The organism is Pseudomonas poae, from assembly GCF_001439785.1.
Taxonomy (GTDB): Bacteria; Pseudomonadota; Gammaproteobacteria; order Pseudomonadales; family Pseudomonadaceae; genus Aquipseudomonas; species Aquipseudomonas poae.
Genome location: NZ_JYLI01000014.1, coordinates 77,890 through 97,518 on the forward strand (window position 1 = coordinate 77,890; position 19,629 = coordinate 97,518).

The window sequence follows — 19,629 nt, forward strand, 5'->3', positions numbered from 1 at the left end:
GTTCGAAGATTGGGTCACCTTCATTCAAATATTGTTAGCTCCAACAACGCCGAACCCAGGCACTTGCCGTGCGCGTCCAGCGCCAGCGAACGGGTCACGCCGCCACGCAGAATTCCCGGCAGCACGAAGTTCAGCGCCTGCACGTTGGGCAGTTCATAGCGCCGCACTGGCGCAGCGCCCGGTTCGCGCAAACCCTCGAAAAACTGCGCCACGCGTTCGGCGGTCAGCTGTTCGGCCAACAATGGGTAATCCTCGGCGCGGTAGGCAATGATCGAGATGTTCGACGTGTCGCCCTTGTCCCCGGTACGGGCGTGGGCCAGTTCATGCAGTTTCATGCTTGGATCCTCGCGTTGACCTGGTCACGGGGCAGCATCAACGAGGCCACCGCCACCACCTGGCGTACGCTTTTGCTCGCACCGCCGCCGCCGGCCGGGCCGTTGGTGTAAAGGGTCTCCACTTCATTGCCGATGCGCACCGCGTCGCTGCGCTCGTCACAGCGCGCCGCCACGCGCAGGCGTACTTCCCACGGTTCGACGCTGCTGCGCGGGCCGTGCAGCGCGTCCATGCCGATCAACTCGGCGCGCACCTCCTGCAGCTTTACGCCCGTCAACGCCAGGCGCTTGAGTACGATGTCCCGCGCCAATTGCGCGCGCGCAACCGCTCCCGGCCCGCCGTAAGACATTTGCCCCTCGCCGATCCAGCCATCCAGATAACCGACGCTGACTTTCAGTTGCTCCGGCCGCGCCCGACCCGCCGCCCCCTTGGCGCGTACCCGGTCGGCGCCCTCTTGGGTAAATGCCACCCGGGAAAAGTCCGCCGTCACGTCCGGGGTCAGATACGCCGCCGGGTCATGCACTTCGTAGATCAACTGTTCGGTGCAGGTGGCGGGGCTGACGAGACCACCCGAGCCTGCCACTTTGGTGATCACCGCGGCGCCGTCCGCATCGATCTCGGCCAGCGGAAAGCCCAGCCGCGCCAAGTCATCCACATCCTTCAAACCAGGCTCGGCGAAGTAGCCACCGCTGACCTGCCCCGCACATTCAAGCAGATGCCCGACCAGGGTGCCGCGCCCCAGCAGCGTCCAATCGCTCGCTGCCCAGCCGAATTCAAACATCTGTGGCGCCAAAAACAACGAAGGGTCGGCCACCCGCCCGGTGATCACCACATCAGCATCCTCGCGCAGGGCGTCAAGAATGCCATCGACGCCCAGGTAGGCATTTGCCGAAACCAGCCGCGTTCCCAGCGAGCCGAGTGTCTGGCCGTTATCCAGCACATGTTCGGGACCCAGTTGCGCAAGTACATCATCCCCCACCACGGCAACGACCTTGCAGTTCAGGCCCAACTCACTGGCGATGCGCCGCACTTCGGCGGCCGCCGACACGGGGTTGGCCGCGCCCATGTTGGTGATCACGCGCAGGCGGCGCTTGCCCCGGTGATGGCCGACAAACGGCAACACTCGGCGCATGCGTTCGGCCAACAATGGGTCGTAACCGCCCGCCGGGTCATCGATGCGCGCCTGCTGAGCCAGGGCGATGGTGCGTTCGGCCAGGCATTCGAATACCAGGTAATCCAAATCGCCCTGTTCGGCCAATTCCACGGCCGGTTCGATACGGTCGCCGGAATAGCCGGCGCCGGAGCCAATGCGCAAGGTTTTCATCTCAGATAACTCCCAGGAGCAACGCGGTCAGGGTCATCAACACCGACGCGGCAAACAGAAAAGGAATGGTGAAACGCTGGTGATCGGCCAGTTCGATCTTGCACAGACCCACCAGCAGGAAGGTCGCCGGAGTCAGCGGGCTCACCGGAAAACCGGTGGTGTGTACGCCGAGCAACGAGGCCTGGGCCACTTGCAACGGGTCGACGCCCAGAGCCTTGCCGACTTCAGCGATCACCGGCATCACGCCGAAGTAATAGGAGTCGGGGTCGAACAGCATGCTCAACGGCATGGAGATAAAGCCCACCACCGCTGGAATCAGCTTGCCGTGACCGGCCGGAATCTGCGCCACCGCCACTTCGGCAATCGCCTTGAGCATGCCGGTGCCTTGCATGATGCCGGTGAATACCCCGGCGGCGAGCAGGATACTGGCCATGGTCAGGGCCGTCTTGGCATGTGCGTCGATGCGCGCGCGCTGGGCATCGACGTTGGGGTAGTTGATACACAGCGCCACCACCGTGCCGAGCATGAACATCACCACCGGATCGACCCAACCGGCGATCATCACAACCATGACCGCGAGGGTCAGCACCAGGTTGACCCAGAACAGCCGGGGGCGGCGCAGCTTGAGGTCGTCGTCGCTGAGCACCCGTTGCGGCACCGCATCCACCGTGGAGCCGGCGCCCAGGCCCAGGCGTTTTTCTTCACGCCGGCCCAGCCACCAGGCGCAGGCGAACACAAACATCAGGCCGACGAGTTGCACCGGGATCAGCGGCTGGAACAGGTCTGCCACCGGCACATGCAGCGCCGCCGACGAGCGCAGCACGGGGCCGGTCCAGGGCAGAAAGTTGACACCGGCGGCCATGGCGCATACGCACGCCAGGATGCGCTTGTCGATGCCCAGGCGGGTATACAACGGCAGCATTGCCGGCACCGTCACCAGGAACGTCACCGCGCCGGAGCCGTCCAGATGCACCAGCAGCGCCAGGGTCGCGGTGCCCACCACAATGCGCGTAGGACGCGTGCCGACCGTGCGCAGGATGCGATCGATGATGGGGTCGAGCATGCCGGCATCGGTCATGATCCCGAAAAACAGAATCGCGAACACAAACATGCCCACCACGGGGGCGACGTTCTTGATACCCGTGATGATAAAAGCGCTGGTTTGCAGACCGAACCCGCCGAGCAGCGCGGCGATGATCGGCAATGCGATCAGGGCGACAAGGGGCGAGAGGCGTTTGCTCATGACGGCAGCGAGCAGGCACAGAATGGTGATGACACCCAGGGTGGCGAGCATGGGTTACTCCAGAGCGGCCTTGGTGGCCGGTTATTGTTTTACCCGGAGTATCAAAAGCACGCCTACCTTTGTAAATTGGAATATTCAGCCCCGTATGTTCGGAAAAACAAAATGAAAAACTCAGTCCAGCATATCCAGGCCTTCCTCGCCGTGGCGCGCCTGGGCAGCTTCGTCAAGGCCGCCAACGAACTGAACCTGTCGCCCTCGGCCCTCACCGTGCAGGTGCAACAACTGGAGGACTGGCTGGGCGTCGCCCTCCTCGACCGCAGCCCGCGCCACTTGAGCCTCACCGCTGCGGGCCGGGAGGCGCGTGTTCCCATGGAAAAACTGCTGCTGGACCTGGACAACATTGTCACCGGCTCGCGCGATCTCGCGGCGCTGCGCCGGGGCGTGGTCACCCTCGCCGCCCTGCCCTCGGTGTGCGCCGACACCCTGCCCCCGGCCCTGCGCCTGTTTCGCGAGCGCTTCGCCGGCATTGAAGTGCGCCTGCATGACCTGGTGGCCCAGCGCATTCACGCCGAGGTCCGCGCCGGCGTGGTGGACTTCGGTATCGGCGTGCGCGCCAGGCTCAGCCATGGCCTGGATTTCGTGCCAGTGCTCAATGACCGACTGTGCGCGTTCGTGCCGCTGGATCACTGCCTCAGTCGCCATCGTCGGGTGACGCTGGCGCAACTGGCGGAGCATCCGATCATCCTCACCGGGCGCGACAGCAGCGTGCGCGAGCAAGTGGACAGGCTGTTCGATGAGACGCGGTTGACGATGAACGCGGGAATTGAGGCCAACTACATGTCGACGGTGCTGGCACTGGTGCGCCAGGGGTTGGGGATCAGCGTATTGCCAGAGTCGGCGGCGGACAGCCTGGAGGGATTACAGCGCGTTGATATCGATCATCCCGGCGTCAACCGGGAGATCGGATTGATCAGCCGCACAGGAATCGCATTAAGCCCGGCGGCACAGCGCTGCTTCGAACTGCTGCATGACCAGTTATCTGAATCACGCTCGAACTGAATGCAGGAACGAGCGCATCGATCAATCCAGCATTGCCACATGCCCGGGGTGGCCGGCCACGCGCGCCAGCCAAGCCTGCACGCCCGGATAGGCGTCCAGCTCAAACCCGCCCTCATTGGCCACGTGGGTGTAGGCATACAACGCCACATCGGCAATCGAGAACTGCTCTCCCACCAGGTATGGCGTCAGTTGCAGTTGGCGTTCCATCACCTTGAGCGCCTTGTACCCGCCTTTGTGCAACTTCTTGTATTCCTCTTGACGGTCCTGGGGCAGCCCCAGGTAAAACTGGATAAACCGCGCCACCGCAATGTAAGGCTCGTGGCTGTATTGCTCGAAAAATTGCCACTGCAACACCTGGGTACGCAGGCGCGGCTCGCTGGGCAGGAACTCGCTGCCGTCGGCAAGGAAGTTGAGGATCGCGTTGGATTCCCACAGGCAAGTGCCGTCTTCGAGTTCCAGCACGGGGATCTTGCCATTGGGGTTCTTCGCCAGAAACTCGGGGGTCTCGGTGTCGCCGTTGAGAATATCCACATCGATCCATTGATACGGGATGCCCAGCAGGCTGAGCATCAATTTGACCTTGTAGCAGTTGCCCGACTTGTAATCGCCATAAACCTTGTACATGGAACTCCCCTTGTGCCGATGACGCGTGCTGAGCCAATGCTGGCGCCAACAAGGTGCGGGTGTCGAGCAGTTGTTTCAAGACGGCGGAACGAATAAACCCCGGACACGACAGGCGAGCGCAAAATAGAAAACACTGTTTGCTTTATTTGTATACAAAAGCATAATCCATTTCGTGCGAGTTCCTGACTAAACGGTCAACAAACTCGTCACTCCCTCACTGCGCTCCAGCCCCTTCAGGCATGCAGCGCTGGACATAACAATAAAACGCTTGAGGAGTACACGCAGTGGATAGCCGCAAACCCGACGCTTCTACGCTCGACCTCGCCGCGCCGCGAGGCGGCTTGCTGGAACGCCTGTTCAAACTGCGCGTGCATCGCACCACGGTGAAGACCGAATTGCTCGCCGGCCTGACCACCTTCATCACCATGGCCTACATTATCTTCGTCAACCCCAACATCATGGCCGACGCCGGCATCGATCACGGCGCGGCCTTCGTCGCCACCTGCATCGCCGCCGCGCTGGGCTGCCTGCTGATGGGCCTGTACGCCAACTGGCCGGTGGGCCTGGCGCCCGGCATGGGGCTCAATGCGTTCTTCACCTACACCGTGGTCGGTACCATGGGCTACAGCTGGGAAACCGCACTCGGCGCGGTGTTCGTTTCCGGCGTGCTGTTCATGATTCTCACCTTGTCGCGCATCCGGGAATGGCTGCTCAACAGCATTCCAGTGAGCCTGCGCCACGCGATGGGCGCTGGAGTTGGCCTGTTCCTCGGGGTGATCGGCCTGAAAACCGCCGGCATTATCGTCGACAGCCCGGCCACCCTGATCAGACTCGGCTCGCTGCATGAGCCGGCGCCGCTGCTGGCGGCGGTGTGCTTCCTGCTGATTGCGATCCTGAGCTATCACCGGGTGTTCGGCGCGATCCTGATCAGCATCATCGCCGTAACCCTGGCCGGCTGGGGCCTGGGCCTGGTGCACTACAACGGCATTCTCGCCGCCCCACCAAGCCTGGCACCGACCTGGATGGCAATGGACGTGATGGGTGTGTTCAATGTGAGCATGATCAGCGTGGTATTTGCCTTTCTGTTTGTACACATGTTCGACACTGCCGGTACACTGATGGGCGTTGCGCAACGGGCAGGCCTGGTGAAAGCCGACGGCAGGATCGACAACCTGTCCCGCGCCCTGAAGGCCGACAGCGCATCCAGCGTGTTCGGCGCCATGGTCGGCGTGCCGCCGGTCACCAGTTATGTGGAAAGCGCTGCGGGCGTCGCGGCGGGCGGGCGCACCGGGCTGACGGCGGTGACCGTGGGTATCCTGTTCGTGGCGGCGATGTTTTTTGCGCCATTGGCGGGCATGATCCCGGCGTATGCCACCGCCGGCGCGCTGATCTACGTGGCGATGCTGATGATGGGCAGCATGGCCCATATCAATTGGGACGAGGCCACCGACAGCATTCCGGCGATTGTCACCGCGATCATGATGCCGCTGACGTTTTCGGTTGCCGACGGGATTGCCCTGGGTTTTATTACGTACGTGGCGCTCAAGGCCGGCACCGGCAAGTCCCGGGAGATTTCGGTCAGCCTGTGGGTGCTGTGTGCGATCTTTATCGCCAAGTTCGTGTGGTTATGAAAACGTGCAGTCGCCAAACTCTGGAGCAATGAAATGACGCTTGAAACCTGGCTGCTGTTCAGCGGCGCCGCCTTGATCGTGATCCTGATTCCCGGCCCGCTGTCGCTGCTGATGATCAGCAACAGCCTCAACTACGGCTTGCGGCGCTCGTACCCGGCGTTTCTCGGCGGGGTGTTCGCTTCGATCTGCCTGTTGAGTGCTTCGGCGCTGGGCCTGGGCGCGTTGTTATTGGCGTCGGAGCAGGTGTTCAACGCGCTGAAAATCGTCGGTGCGCTGTACCTCTTCTACCTCGCCTGGCAAAGCTGGCAGCAGTCGCGCCTGCCGGCCCAGGCGGCCAATGTGCCACAGGCGCCGGCCGTGCCGCGCTTTCGTGCGTTGTTTGGCCGCGCCTTCGTGCTGGGCGCGAGCAACCCCAAGGACATCCTGTTTTTCGCCGCTTTCCTGCCGCAGTTTCTCAGCGCTCAGCAACCGTTCCTGCCGCAACTGCTGATCATGATCGCGACCTGGACAGTACTCGACCTGCTATGCAAGCTGGCCTACGGCCTGGGCGCCCATGGCGCGGCGCGCTACCTGCGCAGCGGTGCCGGCCAGAGCTGGTTCAACAAAGTCAGTGCCGCCCTGTTTTCCTGCGCAGGCGCGGCCTCGTTGATCAGTCGGTAGCCGCAGCTTGCAGGTGGCGGCAGATTCATCACAGATCTGCCGGCCGCAGGAAATACACAGTAGCCGGGTCAGTACTTTGAATACCCGCAAACAATTTGACCAGGCGCCCCTCTTTCAAAGCCGCCATGACCGGCCTTAGCAGGCGGGGGTATATAGCGCTCTTGTCCTGCAACCAGGCATCGGAGAGTAATCGTTCTCTACCGTACTTCATGGTCAGGGTCCTGGCATCCATCCATTTGGGTACGATGTAGTACAGGTGTGTGGATGAGGGGTGTGTAGCCAGCAACTGGGGAAATTTAGGCGTATAGGTGAAGTCCAGAGGCTCAACCTGAAAGCCCATGCTCTGCAGAACGCGCTTGGCCGCGTCTGCCGACGCATTGGAGCGCCCAAGTGTGAGGGTGCTCCGGCCTTTTGGCTTGCTGAACAAGGATGCATCGAGGGCCTGGGGCAGGTAAAAATCAATGCGCTCAAAACCGCCAGCCTCACCGTCCACCCCAACGTACAGACTGCTCATGCGCCGCGGACGCATTGGTCGAAGCATTTTCAGTAAATCATCAGTCTGTGCCATGAGCCCCGCAGCCACGGGCGTCCACCTGTCCAGCGCGGCGCGTATGTTCAACAAGCGCGTGGTCGTCAGGGGCTGACGGCCTGAATCGGCCAATTCCACCAGCCTGTAGGCTGCCTGTTGAGCGCTGAAACTCGTCATGTCCGGGAAACCGGTTTTTATGGACGTGGACAACGGCTCACTGAACAGCGGTGCCCGCGAGGTCCACCGCAAGTCTTCGCTGAAGGTAAACAGTACCGGTTGCGCAACGGTCGTATCGCCCAGGCGCAAACCAACACCCTCTACACTGTCAAAAAGTGATCCCGGCGGATTGATGAACACCACATTGGGGTGGGCCTGTGAACCGGACGGAAGGGTTTCATAAAAACGCTCGCCTATTTTCAGGCTCGGATTGGCAGCACCCTGGACGTTGTAGAGTTTGCTGCCTGGGGATACCGGCGTTGCGTTATCCACATCGAGCACTCGACCCCATTCGCGCCAGGCACTCGTCGGGTGTCGCGCCCTTCTGGCCAGCTGTATGGCCGAAGCGGCGGGTGGCGCGCTCCAACTGACGGGAGTCGCCAGCGGGGTGGGCGGCGCTTGCCAGAGAGGAGTGCTGCGGGAACTTGGACCGGGCGTCGGCTCCGGGGCATCAGCCTCCAACAACCATTCCCGTGGTTCCTCAATGAACAAAAACAGCTCGTTCTCCCCAGGGGTTTGCCTGTTTTTCAAGCGAAGCTGTTGCTCCCCTTTACGCTGATACACACCGTAACGCGCGCCCTTGGCGTCGACCACAAACTGTTCTGCGTTTTTGATCAGCGAGCCTTTATGGTGTGGCCTTTTCAGCTCGATTGCATCGCTGACGGCACCGGAAATCCTGTAAGGCTCCAACCCTTTGCCGGTCATGGGTGACGAGGGCCGTCGCACGGCCCCTTCACCCTGGCGTCGATGATGGCGTCGCAACTGCCTGAGGCCCTTGTTCAGCAAACTTGCAGAGGCCTGTGCCCCGACCTTGCCCGGCTGCGCAGACTTTGCGGACATGAACGTCATGGCCATTTCCAGGAGGACTTGATGCAGGGTAATCACCAAGTCCAACGCATTTTCGGCAGTGCCACTGTGATAAAGACGCCGAGCGGCGAGCAGCGCTTCGTAGGACAGCACGCCGATAGACACGAAGGGTATCAGCGACAAAAAACCTCTGACCCTGCGATCTGCCTGCTCGCCCAATCGCCACTCACGATAAGCGTCCAGATAGGCCTGGGCATTGGATTCTGCACGGCCCTGGCGCTGCACCTGCATGACCTGCGCGTGCGCCAACGCGCCCACCATATTGCCGGCGTCGGTTTCGGTCAGCGCCAGCCATCCAGAGGGCGCAACCTTCTGCTGCTCAAGGATCTCCGCTTGAATCTCAGGCAATGCCGTCGCCGGAAACACGCGGTGCGATTCAAACCATCGGTAGAGACGCCTGGCCGATAACACTGCGCGCGCGCCTTCAAACGAGTGCAATGCAAAGAGGTTCAACTGCTCCAGTGTGCTGCGCCAGCGTCCCTGCGGCTCAACCACCGGCGTGAGCCCGCCCGGATAACCGGCAAGTGCCTTGAACTCGGAATCGGGCGCGATGTGTCTGGCCAGCTCGACGGCTTTTTCCGGTGGCTGCAGGTGCATCATCAGCGCTGCCAGCAGCGCGTCGCGGTTGGGGTATTCCGACAACGCCGGGTAATCGGACTGGCCTGGCCAATAAAGAAGGCATTGCTCACCCTCGCGGTCCTGAATCGCCACAATCCCGGCAACATGCCGCGCCCACGGCACGGTCAGCGCCTCAAGCCTCAGGAAACACAAGCGCAAAGCCTTTTTCGCCTTCACCGCGCGCTTGAACAGCAGCACGCCATATTCGCTCAGGTTCAGGTGCTCGGCACTGATCAGATCCAGCCTGGTTTGCCGCTGAACAGGCCTGCGCAGCAGTTCGTGCAGCAGCGGCGCGGTGCGCGCAGTCGCCTCGACATCGCCCTCACCGTAGCAAACGCTGAGCACCTTGCGATCATACTGCCCCCCTATGTCCAACGCCGAAATCGTCTTGATCAGGTAGTCCACGTTCAAACGCGTGCTCCAGGCCGGATCGAGGTAGCGCGTGTGATTCAGCCGCCACCGCGTCCAGGGTGCCTGCGGGTCGAGGTTGCTCAATGCAAGCTGCATAAAGCTGAACGTGCTGCGCTCCTTGCTGACCACGATTTTAGGACCCGACTCACCTGCAGTGCGCTCAGGGTGACTGGCCCACACGCTGCTCACATCATCTGGAATGTCGAACAGAGGTTTGTCGATATCCAATTCGGGATAAAAACCGTCGGCGGTCAACTGCCGGATCAGCAAGGGACGAGCGAAGGTTTCCACGTCCCCCAGTTGGGTGATCAGGTAACGCTGCAAATTGAGTTCACTGCGGTGCAGATGACGCATGTGCCGCTGGTAGCTTCTGCGCTTGGACGCCGGCAAACGGGTATGCCACGCCGGCAGTTTGGTTGCGAGCCCTGCGGCGATCATCACCGTCTGCACCTGGGCCAACGCCACCTCCCTGGCCTCGCTGGCCGGCACCTGCAGGCTTTGCACGAACTCGGCCGACAAGAGGGTTGTCGCCAGGGCAGCGTCTGTGATCTCGGTAAATACCTGCGCGCCCTGCTGCACTTTCTGCCGGGCATCAGTGAAACCGTTGATCTGTTCATTCAATCCGCTCAGCAACACCTCGCCTTCAATGTCTTCAAAGGTCAGCACCATCGGCTCGTCCGCCTTGAGCCCTCGGGCCCAGGCTCGCGCAGCGTTACGCTCGCTGCGCCCCATGCATTGCCACAGCCCCCCTGGTTCGGCGGATTTGAAACTGGCCTGCACGCAGCGCTCCAATAGCGCCAGGGTCCTGAACCGCTGCAGTCCGCCTGCCACCCCGGGTACGTAAAGCACGACCGCCTGACGAGTGTTTATGGTTGAGGGAACCGCATCACTGGCCAGCACGAACGCAGCCTGCAATCGGTAGCGCGGCTGCCTCTCGGCGCCCACGGTGATCGACAACACCCTGAAGCCGCAATTGCGCCATTGCAGGGGTTTATCAACCAGCAGGCTGAGCCAATCCAGCAGCATTTTGTCGATGAACTGCAATCGATACTGCAGTTGGGCCTCTTTGATGAGCGCGGCGCCCCGGATCGATAGCAGACGCCGTTGAAGGCTCGCCTGGTCGGCGCCATTACCGTCCCAGAATGCCTGGTCATGCAGGCTGTCCTCGCTGCCTTCAAGCAAGGCCGATCCCTGGGCACGCAACGCCAGCCATTGACTGTGCTCGGCGGTGAAGGCCACATAGTCCGCGTTTTGCACCTCGGGTTTGTGCGGGTCGAGCAAGGCTCCCAATGCCCTTTCATACAGGCGCTGCTTCATTTCACGGATGCGCAATGGCAGATGCCTGGAGAGGCTGGCGAAGCTGATTTCCAGATGTCGCTGTTTTTGATCCAGCACCAGTAGCTGCGCCAGCGCCGACTTCAAGCCGGGGGTGACGCCGATCTGGCTGCGCCCTCGCTCCACCACCAGCAACCGCTGCGAGGGGCTCATATAAGCCCCCTTGATCGCATTGCCGGGAAACAGAAACGCGATGTTGATATCCATCAAGGCCGCCAGTTCGTTATCCCATTGCACGTCCAAAAGCGCCGTGGCGCTGTGCTTGATGGCGTCTTCGACGATCAACGGGCCCACCTGCCCCGCCACGAAAGGCAGCAATGACGATGCCGTCACATCGGGCAGCTCATGGCGCCTGCGCAACGCCAGCAACGGCCACAATGTCTGCACGTGAGCACTCACCAGCGCGGGAAATTGCTGCTGCCACTGCGCCCGTGTTTCGAACTCGTAAAACACCGGCGTCAGGCCCGGCAAAAACAGCACCTGGCGCGCATCGTCCTGCGCCTTGTCGTAGTAAAGATGCAGGGCGCCACTGAAGGGAATCGAGCCCTGCAACTGGCCCGGACAGACGACCTGTGCAACGCGTAAATGGGCCCATTCGCCGCCTGCGCGTGCGCGCTGCGCAGGGGTCGGCGCTTCAACCATCGCCATGATCATCGCCAATCCAGCATCGGATAACTGATTCAAGCCATGCACCAGCACAGCCTGGTCAGCGATGAACAACCCATGCAACTCACACCAGCGGTCCCTGCGGGAAATGAAGCCGCTGCTGGACAGCGCTTGCCACGCGGCCGGCACCGAGGATTCGATGCGCTTCAGCAGATCCACATCCAGTACACGCCCCAGAACATCATCGGCCAGTTGCCTGGCCTGGCACGCCTGCTCGCTCAATTGGCCCTTGCTGATGCACGCACGCTCAGCCAGCAGCCTCATCACCGTATCGGTCAAATTGCGGTTCCACCGGGGCGCATCGGGAGACAGCGGCACATTGAGCAGCAAGGCGTCGGGGTCCATTTGGAATGTGTCGCGCAGGGTCTGGCGGATCAGCCGGCTGATCCTCGGCGAAACCCGCTGCGCCTGCTGCAGCAAATGGATATGACGCTCGCAACGGGAGTTGGCCAGGTAAAGCTCATTGAGCTGCCGGCTGGATCTGGGGATGGCCATGAGATGGTCAAGCATCAGGCTGCTGCCTTGCTCACCCCCTCGTTGCCGTGGCGTGTGCTCGTCGGCCGCTACCTGATGTCCGGATTCCATATCTACATCCACTTTTTTGCTTGAAAAAAGCAGGGTAGATAGCCAGCAAGGGGTTCAGGCGTTAATTAAATAACCAGGCGTGGGGCTCAGCTGCCGCGATAGGTGGAGTAGCTGTAAGGCGAAATCAACAAGGGAACATGGTAGTGATCCTGTTCGGCACTGATACCAAAACGTAGCACCACCACATCCAGAAAAGCCGGCTCGGGCAACTGCACACCCCGTGCGCGATAGTAATCGCCGGCACTGAACTGCAACTGGTACACGCCGCTGCGATAGTCGTCGCCCTGCAGCAGTGGCGCGTCGCAACGTCCGTCGCTGTTGGTCAGCGCCGTGGCCACCCGCACCAGTTGCGCACCCTCGACGCGGTACAGCTCGACCTGAATATGGCTGCCGGGGCAGCCGTGTGCGGCGTCCAAAACGTGCGTGGTCAAGCGTCCCATGGCGGTGTGCGCCTCCCGAAGTCAGTGAAAGAAGGGGCCGCACTTTTTCAGGGCAGCAAAAAGTCGGCGATGACCGATTAAGACACTTTTTAAAAAAACTGTACACAATAATTTCAACATGCGCCGCCCCTTGCAGCAGCGAGCTTGCTCGCGAAAAACCTCAGCGATAACGCGCTCTTTCAGTTTAAAAGTGGCGCAGTGGAGATCTTCGCCAGCAAGCGCTCTTCTGCCCTAGCATTTTTGTGGATTAGCTGACCAGTCAGGCAAGTTTCTTGCAGTGATTTACCCAGGAAAAAATGCAGAAACGCAGGCTTACAAATTTCGCGGCAAGTTGTATACAATCACTTATTGCCGTGACGCCGCCCGCGTTTTCACGGCCCTGGCCGCCACACACCTGCTACCACGCACAAAGAAGGAAGACTGCAGTGAGCGCTGACTACCCACGCGACCTGATCGGTTACGGCAGTAACCCGCCTCACCCCCATTGGCCGGGCGAGGCACGTATCGCGCTGTCGTTCGTGCTCAACTACGAAGAAGGTGGCGAGCGCAACCTTCTGCACGGCGATAAAGAGTCCGAAGCCTTCCTTTCGGAGATGGTCTCGGCCCAGCCGCTGCAGGGCGCGCGCAACATGAGCATGGAGTCGCTGTACGAATACGGCAGCCGTGCCGGTGTGTGGCGCATCCTCAAGTTGTTCAAGCAGTTCGATATCCCGCTGACCGTCTTCGCCGTGGCCATGGCCGCCCAGCGCCACCCGGACGTGATCCGTGCGATGGTCGACGCCGGCCACGAAATCTGCAGCCACGGCTACCGCTGGATCGACTATCAGTACATGGACGAGGCCCAGGAGCGCGAGCACATGCGCGAAGCGATCCGCATCCTTACCGAGCTGACCGGCGAACGACCGCTGGGCTGGTACACCGGCCGTACCGGCCCCAATACCCGGCGGCTGGTGATGGAAGAAGGCGGTTTCCTGTACGACTGCGACACCTACGACGATGACCTGCCCTACTGGGAACCGAACACCCCCAACGGTAAACCGCACCTGGTGATCCCCTACACTCTCGACACCAACGACATGCGCTTCACCCAGGTGCAAGGGTTCAACAAGGGCGATGACTTTTTCGAATACCTCAAGGACGCCTTCGACGTGCTCTACGCCGAAGGCGCCGAGGCACCGAAGATGCTTTCGATCGGCCTGCATTGCCGCCTGATCGGCCGCCCGGCACGCCTGGCCTCGCTCAAGCGCTTCATTGAGTACGCCAAAGGCCATGAACAGGTGTGGTTCACCCGTCGCGTCGATATCGCGCGACACTGGCACCAAACCCACCCCTGCACGGGAGCGGCGAAATGACTGCGTTCCAAACCCTGAAACCCTCGACCCTGAGCCGCGACGCCTTCGTCCAGGCCTTTGCCGATATTTACGAACACTCACCATGGGTAGCCGAAAAGGCCTACGACCTGGGCCAGGATGTTTCCATCGACCAGATCGAAACCCTGCACCAGCGCATGAGCGATATCCTGTTGAGCGCTGATTATCAAAGCCAGTTGGCCCTGATCAATGCTCACCCGGACCTGGCAGGCCGTGCCGCCGTCCAGGGCCAACTGACCCAGGCCAGCACCCATGAACAAGCGGGCGCGGGTATTCACCAGTGCACGGCCGAAGAGTTTTTGCGCTTCACCAAGCTGAACGACGCCTACAAGGCCAAATTCAAATTTCCCTTCATCATGGCGGTAAAGGGCAGCAACCGGCACCAGATCCTCGAGGCGTTCGAAACGCGCATTCATCATTCGGTCGACACCGAATTCAAATGCGCACTGGACGAGATCAACAAGATCGCGTTGTTCCGTTTACTCACCCTCTGAAGACCCGCCCCAGCCACTCAACTCAAGGCAGACAAGAAGAATGAAAGCTTACGCCGCACCTTTCGAGAAGTTCGTCAACCTGGCCGATGCCCGCCTGGGCACCAAGATCATCTCCGTGACAGATGACTGGTTCGCCGACGCCAACCGCCTGTTCCAACCGACTCCGGCCGTGTGGAAGGAAGGCGTGTTCGATGACAACGGCAAGTGGATGGACGGCTGGGAATCGCGCCGCAAGCGCTTCGAAGGCTACGACAGCGCGGTAATTCAGTTGGGCGTGCCCGGCTCGATCAAGGGCGTGGACATCGACACCTCATTCTTCACCGGCAACTACCCGCCGTCGGCGTCCCTCGAAGCGTGCTTCCTGGCAAGCGGCGAGCCGGATGACGACACCCAGTGGGTTGAAGTGCTGTCGGCCGTCGAGCTGCAGGGCAACAGCCATCACTTCCACGAGATCAACAACGACCAGGCGTTCAGCCATCTGCGCTTCAATATCTACCCGGATGGCGGCGTGGCCCGTCTGCGGGTGTACGGCGTGCCGTTCCGCGACTGGTCGGCGGTGGGCGACAACGAACAGCTCGACCTGGCCGCGGCCTTGAATGGCGGTCGTGCGCTGGCCTGCTCCGATGAACATTTCGGACGCATGAGCAACATCCTCAACCCGGGCCGTGGCGTCAACATGGGCGATGGCTGGGAAACCGCGCGTCGCCGCACGCCCGGCAATGACTGGGTGATCGTCGCTCTGGGCCATGCCGGCGTGGTCGAAAAAATCGTTGTCGACACCCTGCACTTCAAGGGCAACTACCCGGACACCTGCTCGATCCAGGGTGCTTTCGTGAAGGGCGGCACTGACAGTCAGATCGAAACCCAGTCGCTGTTCTGGCGCGAACTGCTGCCGGCGCAGAAGCTGGAAATGCACGCCGAGCATACGTTTGCCGAGCAGATCAAGGCGCTGGGGCCGATTACCCATATCCGCTTGAATGTGTTCCCGGATGGTGGGGTGAGTCGCCTGCGCGTACTGGGCAAGGTCGCCAAGTAAGCGGTGACCCCATCGCAGGCAAGCCAGCTCCCACAGGGGAATGCATTGCAACTGTGGGAGCCGGGCTTGCCCGCGATAGCGCCAGAACCAACAACACAGAATCCGGATAAGAGACAGCCATGCGCACACTGATGATCGAACCCCTGACCAAAGAAGCCTTCGCCCCTTTCGGTGACGTGATCGAAACCGACGGCAGCGATCACTTCATGATCAACAACGGGTCGACCATGCGCTTTCACAAGCTGGCAACGGTAGAAACCGCCCAGCCTGAAGACCACGCCATCATCAGCATCTTCCGCGCCGACGCGCAGGACATGCCCATGACCGTGTGCATGCTGGAACGACACCCGCTGGGCAGCCAGGCTTTCATTCCGCTGCTCGGCAACCCCTTTCTGATCGTGGTCGCGCCACTTGGCGATGCACCGGTATCAGGCTTGGTCCGCGCCTTCGTCACCAACGGCAGGCAGGGCATCAATTACCATCGCGGCGTCTGGCACCACCCGGTGCTGACGATCGAAAAGCGGGATGACTTCCTGGTGGTTGATCGCAGTGGCACAGGCAATAACTGCGATGAGCATTTTTTCAAAGAGGATGAGCGGTTGATCCTCGCCCCCCACCAATAAGAGAAGGCCGGATCACCCGACAACAAGGGTGACAGGCGAGAGGTAAAGACTGTGGAAGCACATCTGTTGGAATGGCTGAACCTCAGCGTGCGCTGGGTTCACATGATCACCGGCGTCGCCTGGATCGGCGCTTCTTTCTACTTTGTCTGGCTGGAAAACAACCTCAACCGCGTCAACCCCAAAAGCGGCCTGGCCGGTGACTTGTGGGCGATCCACGGTGGCGGCATCTATCACCTGGAAAAATACAAACTGGCCCCGCCGACCATGCCGGACAACCTGCACTGGTTCAAATGGGAGGCCTACTTCACCTGGATGTCGGGCGTTGCGTTGCTGTGCGTGGTGTTCTACTGGAACCCCACCTTGTACCTGCTGGCCCCGGGCAGCAGCCTCAGCGGCACCGAAGGCGTGTTGCTGGGCATCGGCTCGCTGTTTGCAGGCTGGTTCATCTACTCGTTTCTCTGCGACTCGGCCCTGGGAAAGCGCCCCGCCCTGCTCGGCCTGATCCTGTTCGTGCTGTTGATTGCCGCAGCCTACGGCTTCAGCAGGGTGTTCAGCGGCCGTGGCGCCTACCTGCACGTGGGTGCGGTGATCGGCACGATCATGGTGGGCAACGTGTTCCGCATCATCATGCCGGCCCAGCGTGCGCTGGTGGCGGCCATCGCGGAAAACCGCACACCGGATCCTTCGCTGCCGGCCAAGGGCTTGCTGCGTTCACGCCACAATAACTACTTCACCTTGCCGGTGCTGTTCATCATGATCAGCAACCACTTCCCGAGTACCTACGGCAGCCAATACAACTGGCTGATCCTGGCGGGCATCGCGGTGGTGGCGGTGCTGGTGCGGCATTACTTCAACACCCGACACAACAGCCAGAAGTACGCATGGACCTTACCAGTGGGCGCCTTGGCGATGATTTGCCTGGCGTACGTGACCGGGCCCAGGCAGCCGGTGGATGTGGCCAAGGCGCCGGCCGCCATCGAGTACCAGCCGTTGCCGGAAACCGCGCTGGGGGGCGGCTTGAAACCCGCCGCTCCCGCCGCACCGCCTGCCGACCCCACACCGGCCCAGGCCGCCATCGATTTCGGCCAGGTGCACAGCGTGATCGAACAGCGCTGCACCGTGTGCCATTCGGCCAAGCCTACCAGCCCGTTGTTCAGCACCGCGCCGGCCGGCGTGATGTTCGACACCCCGGCGCAGATCCAGCAGCAGGCCGCGCGCATCCAGGCACAGGCCATTGCCAGCCCGATCATGCCGCTGGGCAACATTACCCAGATGACCCAGCAGGAGCGGGACTTGATCGGCACCTGGATCAGCCAGGGCGCACACATCAACTGACGGGCTGACGCACATCCAATTGTGGAAGGGAGCTTGCTCCCTTCCACAGGGAAAAGTGATGTGTTCGCTCATGAAGCGCAGTGAGTGACCCGTGCGCCGCAACGGCGCACTTGAGCCGGCGTGCTGGAGTCAGTATTCTCCGCGCCCGCTCGAATTGATTGCCGCTGCCTGCCTTGGCGCGGCTCTTGCTATCAGTATCAAAGCTGACCGATCAGACGATTTTTTCAGCGAACCCAAAGGCGCCACACCAGAGCGCCATGAGAAGAAAAACACCACCTTAAACTCGGGAGCACCGAATGAAACCTATGTTCAAAGGCCTGATGCTGGCAGGATCCCTGCTGGCCGGCGGCCAGGCCGTGGCCGATGATTTGCTGCAGTGGCAGAACAACAGCCTGACGTACCTGTGGGGCAAAAACTTTACGGTCAATCCGCAGATCCAGCAAACCGTGACCTTCGAACATGCCGACGCCTGGAAGTACGGCGACAACTTCTTTTTCCTCGATCGCATCTTCTACAACGGCAAGGAAGACGGCAACGTCGGCCCGAACACGTACTACGGCGAGTTCAGCCCGCGCCTGTCATTCGGCAAGATTCTGGACAAGGACCTGTCGCTCGGCCCGATCAAGGACGTGTTGCTCGCCTTCACCTACGAGTTCGGCGAAGGCGATAACGAGTCCTACCTGCTCGGCCCGGCCTTTGATTTGAACATCCCCGGTTTTGACTATTTCCAGCTGAACTTCTACCAGCGCCAGACCGAAGGCAATCGCCCGGGCGACGGTGTGTGGCAGATCACGCCGGTGTGGGCCTACACCCTGCCGGTGGGCAATTCGAACATCCTGATCGATGGTTTCATCGACTGGGTGGTGGACAACGACCGTAACGCCCGTGGCACTTACCACGCCAACCTGCACTTCAACCCGCAGGTTAAATACGACCTGGGCAAGGCGCTGCATTGGGGCGAGAAACAGCTATACGTCGGTTTCGAGTATGACTACTGGAAGAACAAGTACGGTATCGAAGATTCCGGCGCGTTCAAGACCACCCAGGACACGGCGAGCTTTTTGGTCAAATACCACTTCTAAGCGCTGATTGAGGGCAGGCCGAGGAAGCGCGTGATTTCCTCGCGCTTGGCCAATGCATCGCGCCTGCCCAACTCAATCAACTCGCCGCAATACCCCGCCTCGAACAACAAGTAACTCAACACCCCCGCCCCGCTCGTCTTCGTCGCCCCCGGCCCCTTCAGAAACACCCGCAGCGCCGCCGGCAACTCCTGGCGATGCCGTGCGGCAATTTCATCGAGCGGCTGGCTGGGCGCGATCACCAGCACATCCACCGCTGCAACACCGGGCGCGCAATGGCTGAACGTGTTCAGACGCTCCAGCAGCTCGATATCGCTCTCCAGGCTGTCGATGAACGTGCTGTTGAGCATATGCCCGCCGATCTGCGCCAGGGTCGGTTGCTGGCCGGTAAAGCTGCGCGGCATCGACGGTTCATGACGGCGTGGATTGCCGCTGACACCGACCACCAGCACCCGACTGGCGCCCAGGTGCAGCGCCGGACTGATCGGGGCGGATTGACGCACCGCGCCGTCGCCGAAGTATTCCTCGTCGAGCTTTACCGGAGCGAACAGCAAGGGGATCGCGGAGCTTGCCAACAGGTGCTCGACGGTCAGTTGCGTGGGGACGCCGATGCGCCGATGGCGCAACCAGGCCTCAATGGTGCCGCCGCCCTGATAGAAGGTCACCGCCTGCCCGGATTCATAGCCAAAGGCTGTGACCGCGACGGCATGCAGGTGCTGGTTGCGGATCGCCTCATCGATGCCCGGCAAGTGCAGTTTGTCCTGCAACAAATCGCGCAGAGGCAAGCTGTCGAGCAGCGCCACCGGAAATTGCCGTCCAATGCCGAGCAGGCTGTGGATGAAAAACCGACTGGCCTGGCGAATCACCCCGGGCCAGTCGCTGCGCACCACCTGATGGCTGCCAATACCCTGCCAGAACGCCGTAAGCCGTTGGATCGCCGCGCGAAAATCCATCGCACCACTGGCCAGGCTCACGGCATTGATCGCCCCGGCCGAGGTGCCGACGATCACCGGAAACGGATTGGGCGCCCCGGGCGGCAACAGCTCGGCAATCGCCGCCAGTACCCCCACCTGATAGGCCGCTCGCGCTCCACCGCCGGAAAGAATCAAGCCTGTGACCGGTTCGGCTGGGCGCATTGCGTCACTCCATGT

The 19,629-nt window shown here is 61.3% G+C and carries 16 protein-coding genes; 9 read left to right on the forward strand and 7 right to left on the reverse strand.

From position 1 onward, the window contains the following. Nucleotides 1-20 precede the first annotated feature (20 nt). From TU75_RS17430 to TU75_RS17440, 3 genes are read right to left on the reverse strand one after another with little or no spacing between them, the layout of a single operon-like run. Nucleotides 21-335, reverse strand: coding sequence for an AtuA-related protein (locus tag TU75_RS17430; RefSeq protein WP_003236742.1), 315 nt, complete (start codon nucleotides 333-335; stop codon nucleotides 21-23). After that, nucleotides 332-1,657 carry an acyclic terpene utilization AtuA family protein gene (locus TU75_RS17435; protein ID WP_003236744.1) on the reverse strand — a complete coding sequence of 442 codons (1,326 nt, stop codon included), beginning with the start codon at nucleotides 1,655-1,657 and terminating at the stop codon, nucleotides 332-334. Before TU75_RS17435 ends, TU75_RS17430 begins: the two co-directional genes overlap by 4 nt. Nucleotide 1,658: 1 nt before the next feature. Next, a complete protein-coding gene (locus TU75_RS17440) occupies nucleotides 1,659-2,951 on the reverse strand; it encodes a CitMHS family transporter (protein WP_060549623.1) in 1,293 nt (430 codons plus the stop codon). Between the two features lie 111 nt (nucleotides 2,952-3,062). Between TU75_RS17440 and TU75_RS17445 the strand changes: the two genes are divergently transcribed. After that, on the forward strand, nucleotides 3,063-3,959 hold the full coding sequence (locus TU75_RS17445; RefSeq protein ID WP_060549624.1) for a LysR family transcriptional regulator: 897 nt from the start codon (nucleotides 3,063-3,065) through the stop codon (nucleotides 3,957-3,959). Nucleotides 3,960-3,980: 21 nt separating this feature from the next. Here the strand turns inward: TU75_RS17445 and TU75_RS17450 are convergent, their stop codons facing one another. Then, nucleotides 3,981-4,583, reverse strand: coding sequence for a glutathione S-transferase family protein (locus TU75_RS17450; RefSeq protein WP_060549625.1), 603 nt, complete (start codon nucleotides 4,581-4,583; stop codon nucleotides 3,981-3,983). Between the two features lie 284 nt (nucleotides 4,584-4,867). Here TU75_RS17450 and TU75_RS17455 point away from each other — a divergent pair, with 284 nt between their 5' ends. Together TU75_RS17455 and TU75_RS17460 are read left to right on the forward strand one after the other, a co-directional pair. Next, entirely contained in the window at nucleotides 4,868-6,214 is a 1,347-nt protein-coding gene (locus tag TU75_RS17455; protein WP_032871262.1) for an NCS2 family permease, read from the forward strand. Between the two features lie 33 nt (nucleotides 6,215-6,247). Beyond that, entirely contained in the window at nucleotides 6,248-6,874 is a 627-nt protein-coding gene (locus TU75_RS17460) for a LysE family translocator (protein ID WP_003236756.1), read from the forward strand. A 28-nt stretch (nucleotides 6,875-6,902) separates the two neighbouring features. Here TU75_RS17460 and TU75_RS17465 read toward each other — a convergent pair whose 3' ends face one another. Beyond that, nucleotides 6,903-12,101, reverse strand: coding sequence for a dermonecrotic toxin domain-containing protein (locus TU75_RS17465; RefSeq protein WP_231981926.1), 5,199 nt, complete (start codon nucleotides 12,099-12,101; stop codon nucleotides 6,903-6,905). An 86-nt stretch (nucleotides 12,102-12,187) separates the two neighbouring features. Next, on the reverse strand, nucleotides 12,188-12,541 hold the full coding sequence (gene uraH, locus TU75_RS17470; RefSeq protein ID WP_003236761.1) for a hydroxyisourate hydrolase: 354 nt from the start codon (nucleotides 12,539-12,541) through the stop codon (nucleotides 12,188-12,190). Nucleotides 12,542-12,966: 425 nt separating this feature from the next. Here uraH and puuE point away from each other — a divergent pair, with 425 nt between their 5' ends. The 6 genes from puuE (at nucleotide 12,967) to TU75_RS17500 (ending at nucleotide 18,481) form a co-directional block, all read left to right on the forward strand. Further along, on the forward strand, nucleotides 12,967-13,893 hold the full coding sequence (puuE, locus tag TU75_RS17475) for an allantoinase PuuE (RefSeq protein ID WP_003236773.1): 927 nt from the start codon (nucleotides 12,967-12,969) through the stop codon (nucleotides 13,891-13,893). Beyond that, on the forward strand, nucleotides 13,890-14,405 hold the full coding sequence (gene uraD, locus TU75_RS17480) for a 2-oxo-4-hydroxy-4-carboxy-5-ureidoimidazoline decarboxylase (RefSeq protein ID WP_060549627.1): 516 nt from the start codon (nucleotides 13,890-13,892) through the stop codon (nucleotides 14,403-14,405). Before puuE ends, uraD begins: the two co-directional genes overlap by 4 nt. A 40-nt stretch (nucleotides 14,406-14,445) precedes the next feature. Next, nucleotides 14,446-15,441 carry an allantoicase gene (alc, locus tag TU75_RS17485; protein ID WP_060549628.1) on the forward strand — a complete coding sequence of 332 codons (996 nt, stop codon included), beginning with the start codon at nucleotides 14,446-14,448 and terminating at the stop codon, nucleotides 15,439-15,441. A 119-nt stretch (nucleotides 15,442-15,560) separates the two neighbouring features. Next, nucleotides 15,561-16,064, forward strand: coding sequence for an ureidoglycolate lyase (locus TU75_RS17490; protein WP_060549629.1), 504 nt, complete (start codon nucleotides 15,561-15,563; stop codon nucleotides 16,062-16,064). Nucleotides 16,065-16,115: 51 nt separating this feature from the next. After that, nucleotides 16,116-17,399, forward strand: a complete 1,284-nt coding sequence (locus TU75_RS17495) for a urate hydroxylase PuuD (RefSeq protein WP_060549630.1) — start codon at nucleotides 16,116-16,118, stop codon at nucleotides 17,397-17,399. A gap of 296 nt (nucleotides 17,400-17,695) precedes the next feature. Beyond that, nucleotides 17,696-18,481 carry an outer membrane protein OmpK gene (locus TU75_RS17500; protein WP_015372569.1) on the forward strand — a complete coding sequence of 262 codons (786 nt, stop codon included), beginning with the start codon at nucleotides 17,696-17,698 and terminating at the stop codon, nucleotides 18,479-18,481. Here the strand turns inward: TU75_RS17500 and TU75_RS17505 are convergent. Beyond that, nucleotides 18,478-19,614 (reverse strand): patatin-like phospholipase family protein, encoded by a 1,137-nt coding sequence (locus tag TU75_RS17505; protein WP_060549631.1) that lies wholly within the window; start codon nucleotides 19,612-19,614, stop codon nucleotides 18,478-18,480. The two genes, TU75_RS17500 and TU75_RS17505, sit on opposite strands and share 4 nt — an antisense overlap. Nucleotides 19,615-19,629 lie beyond the last annotated feature (15 nt).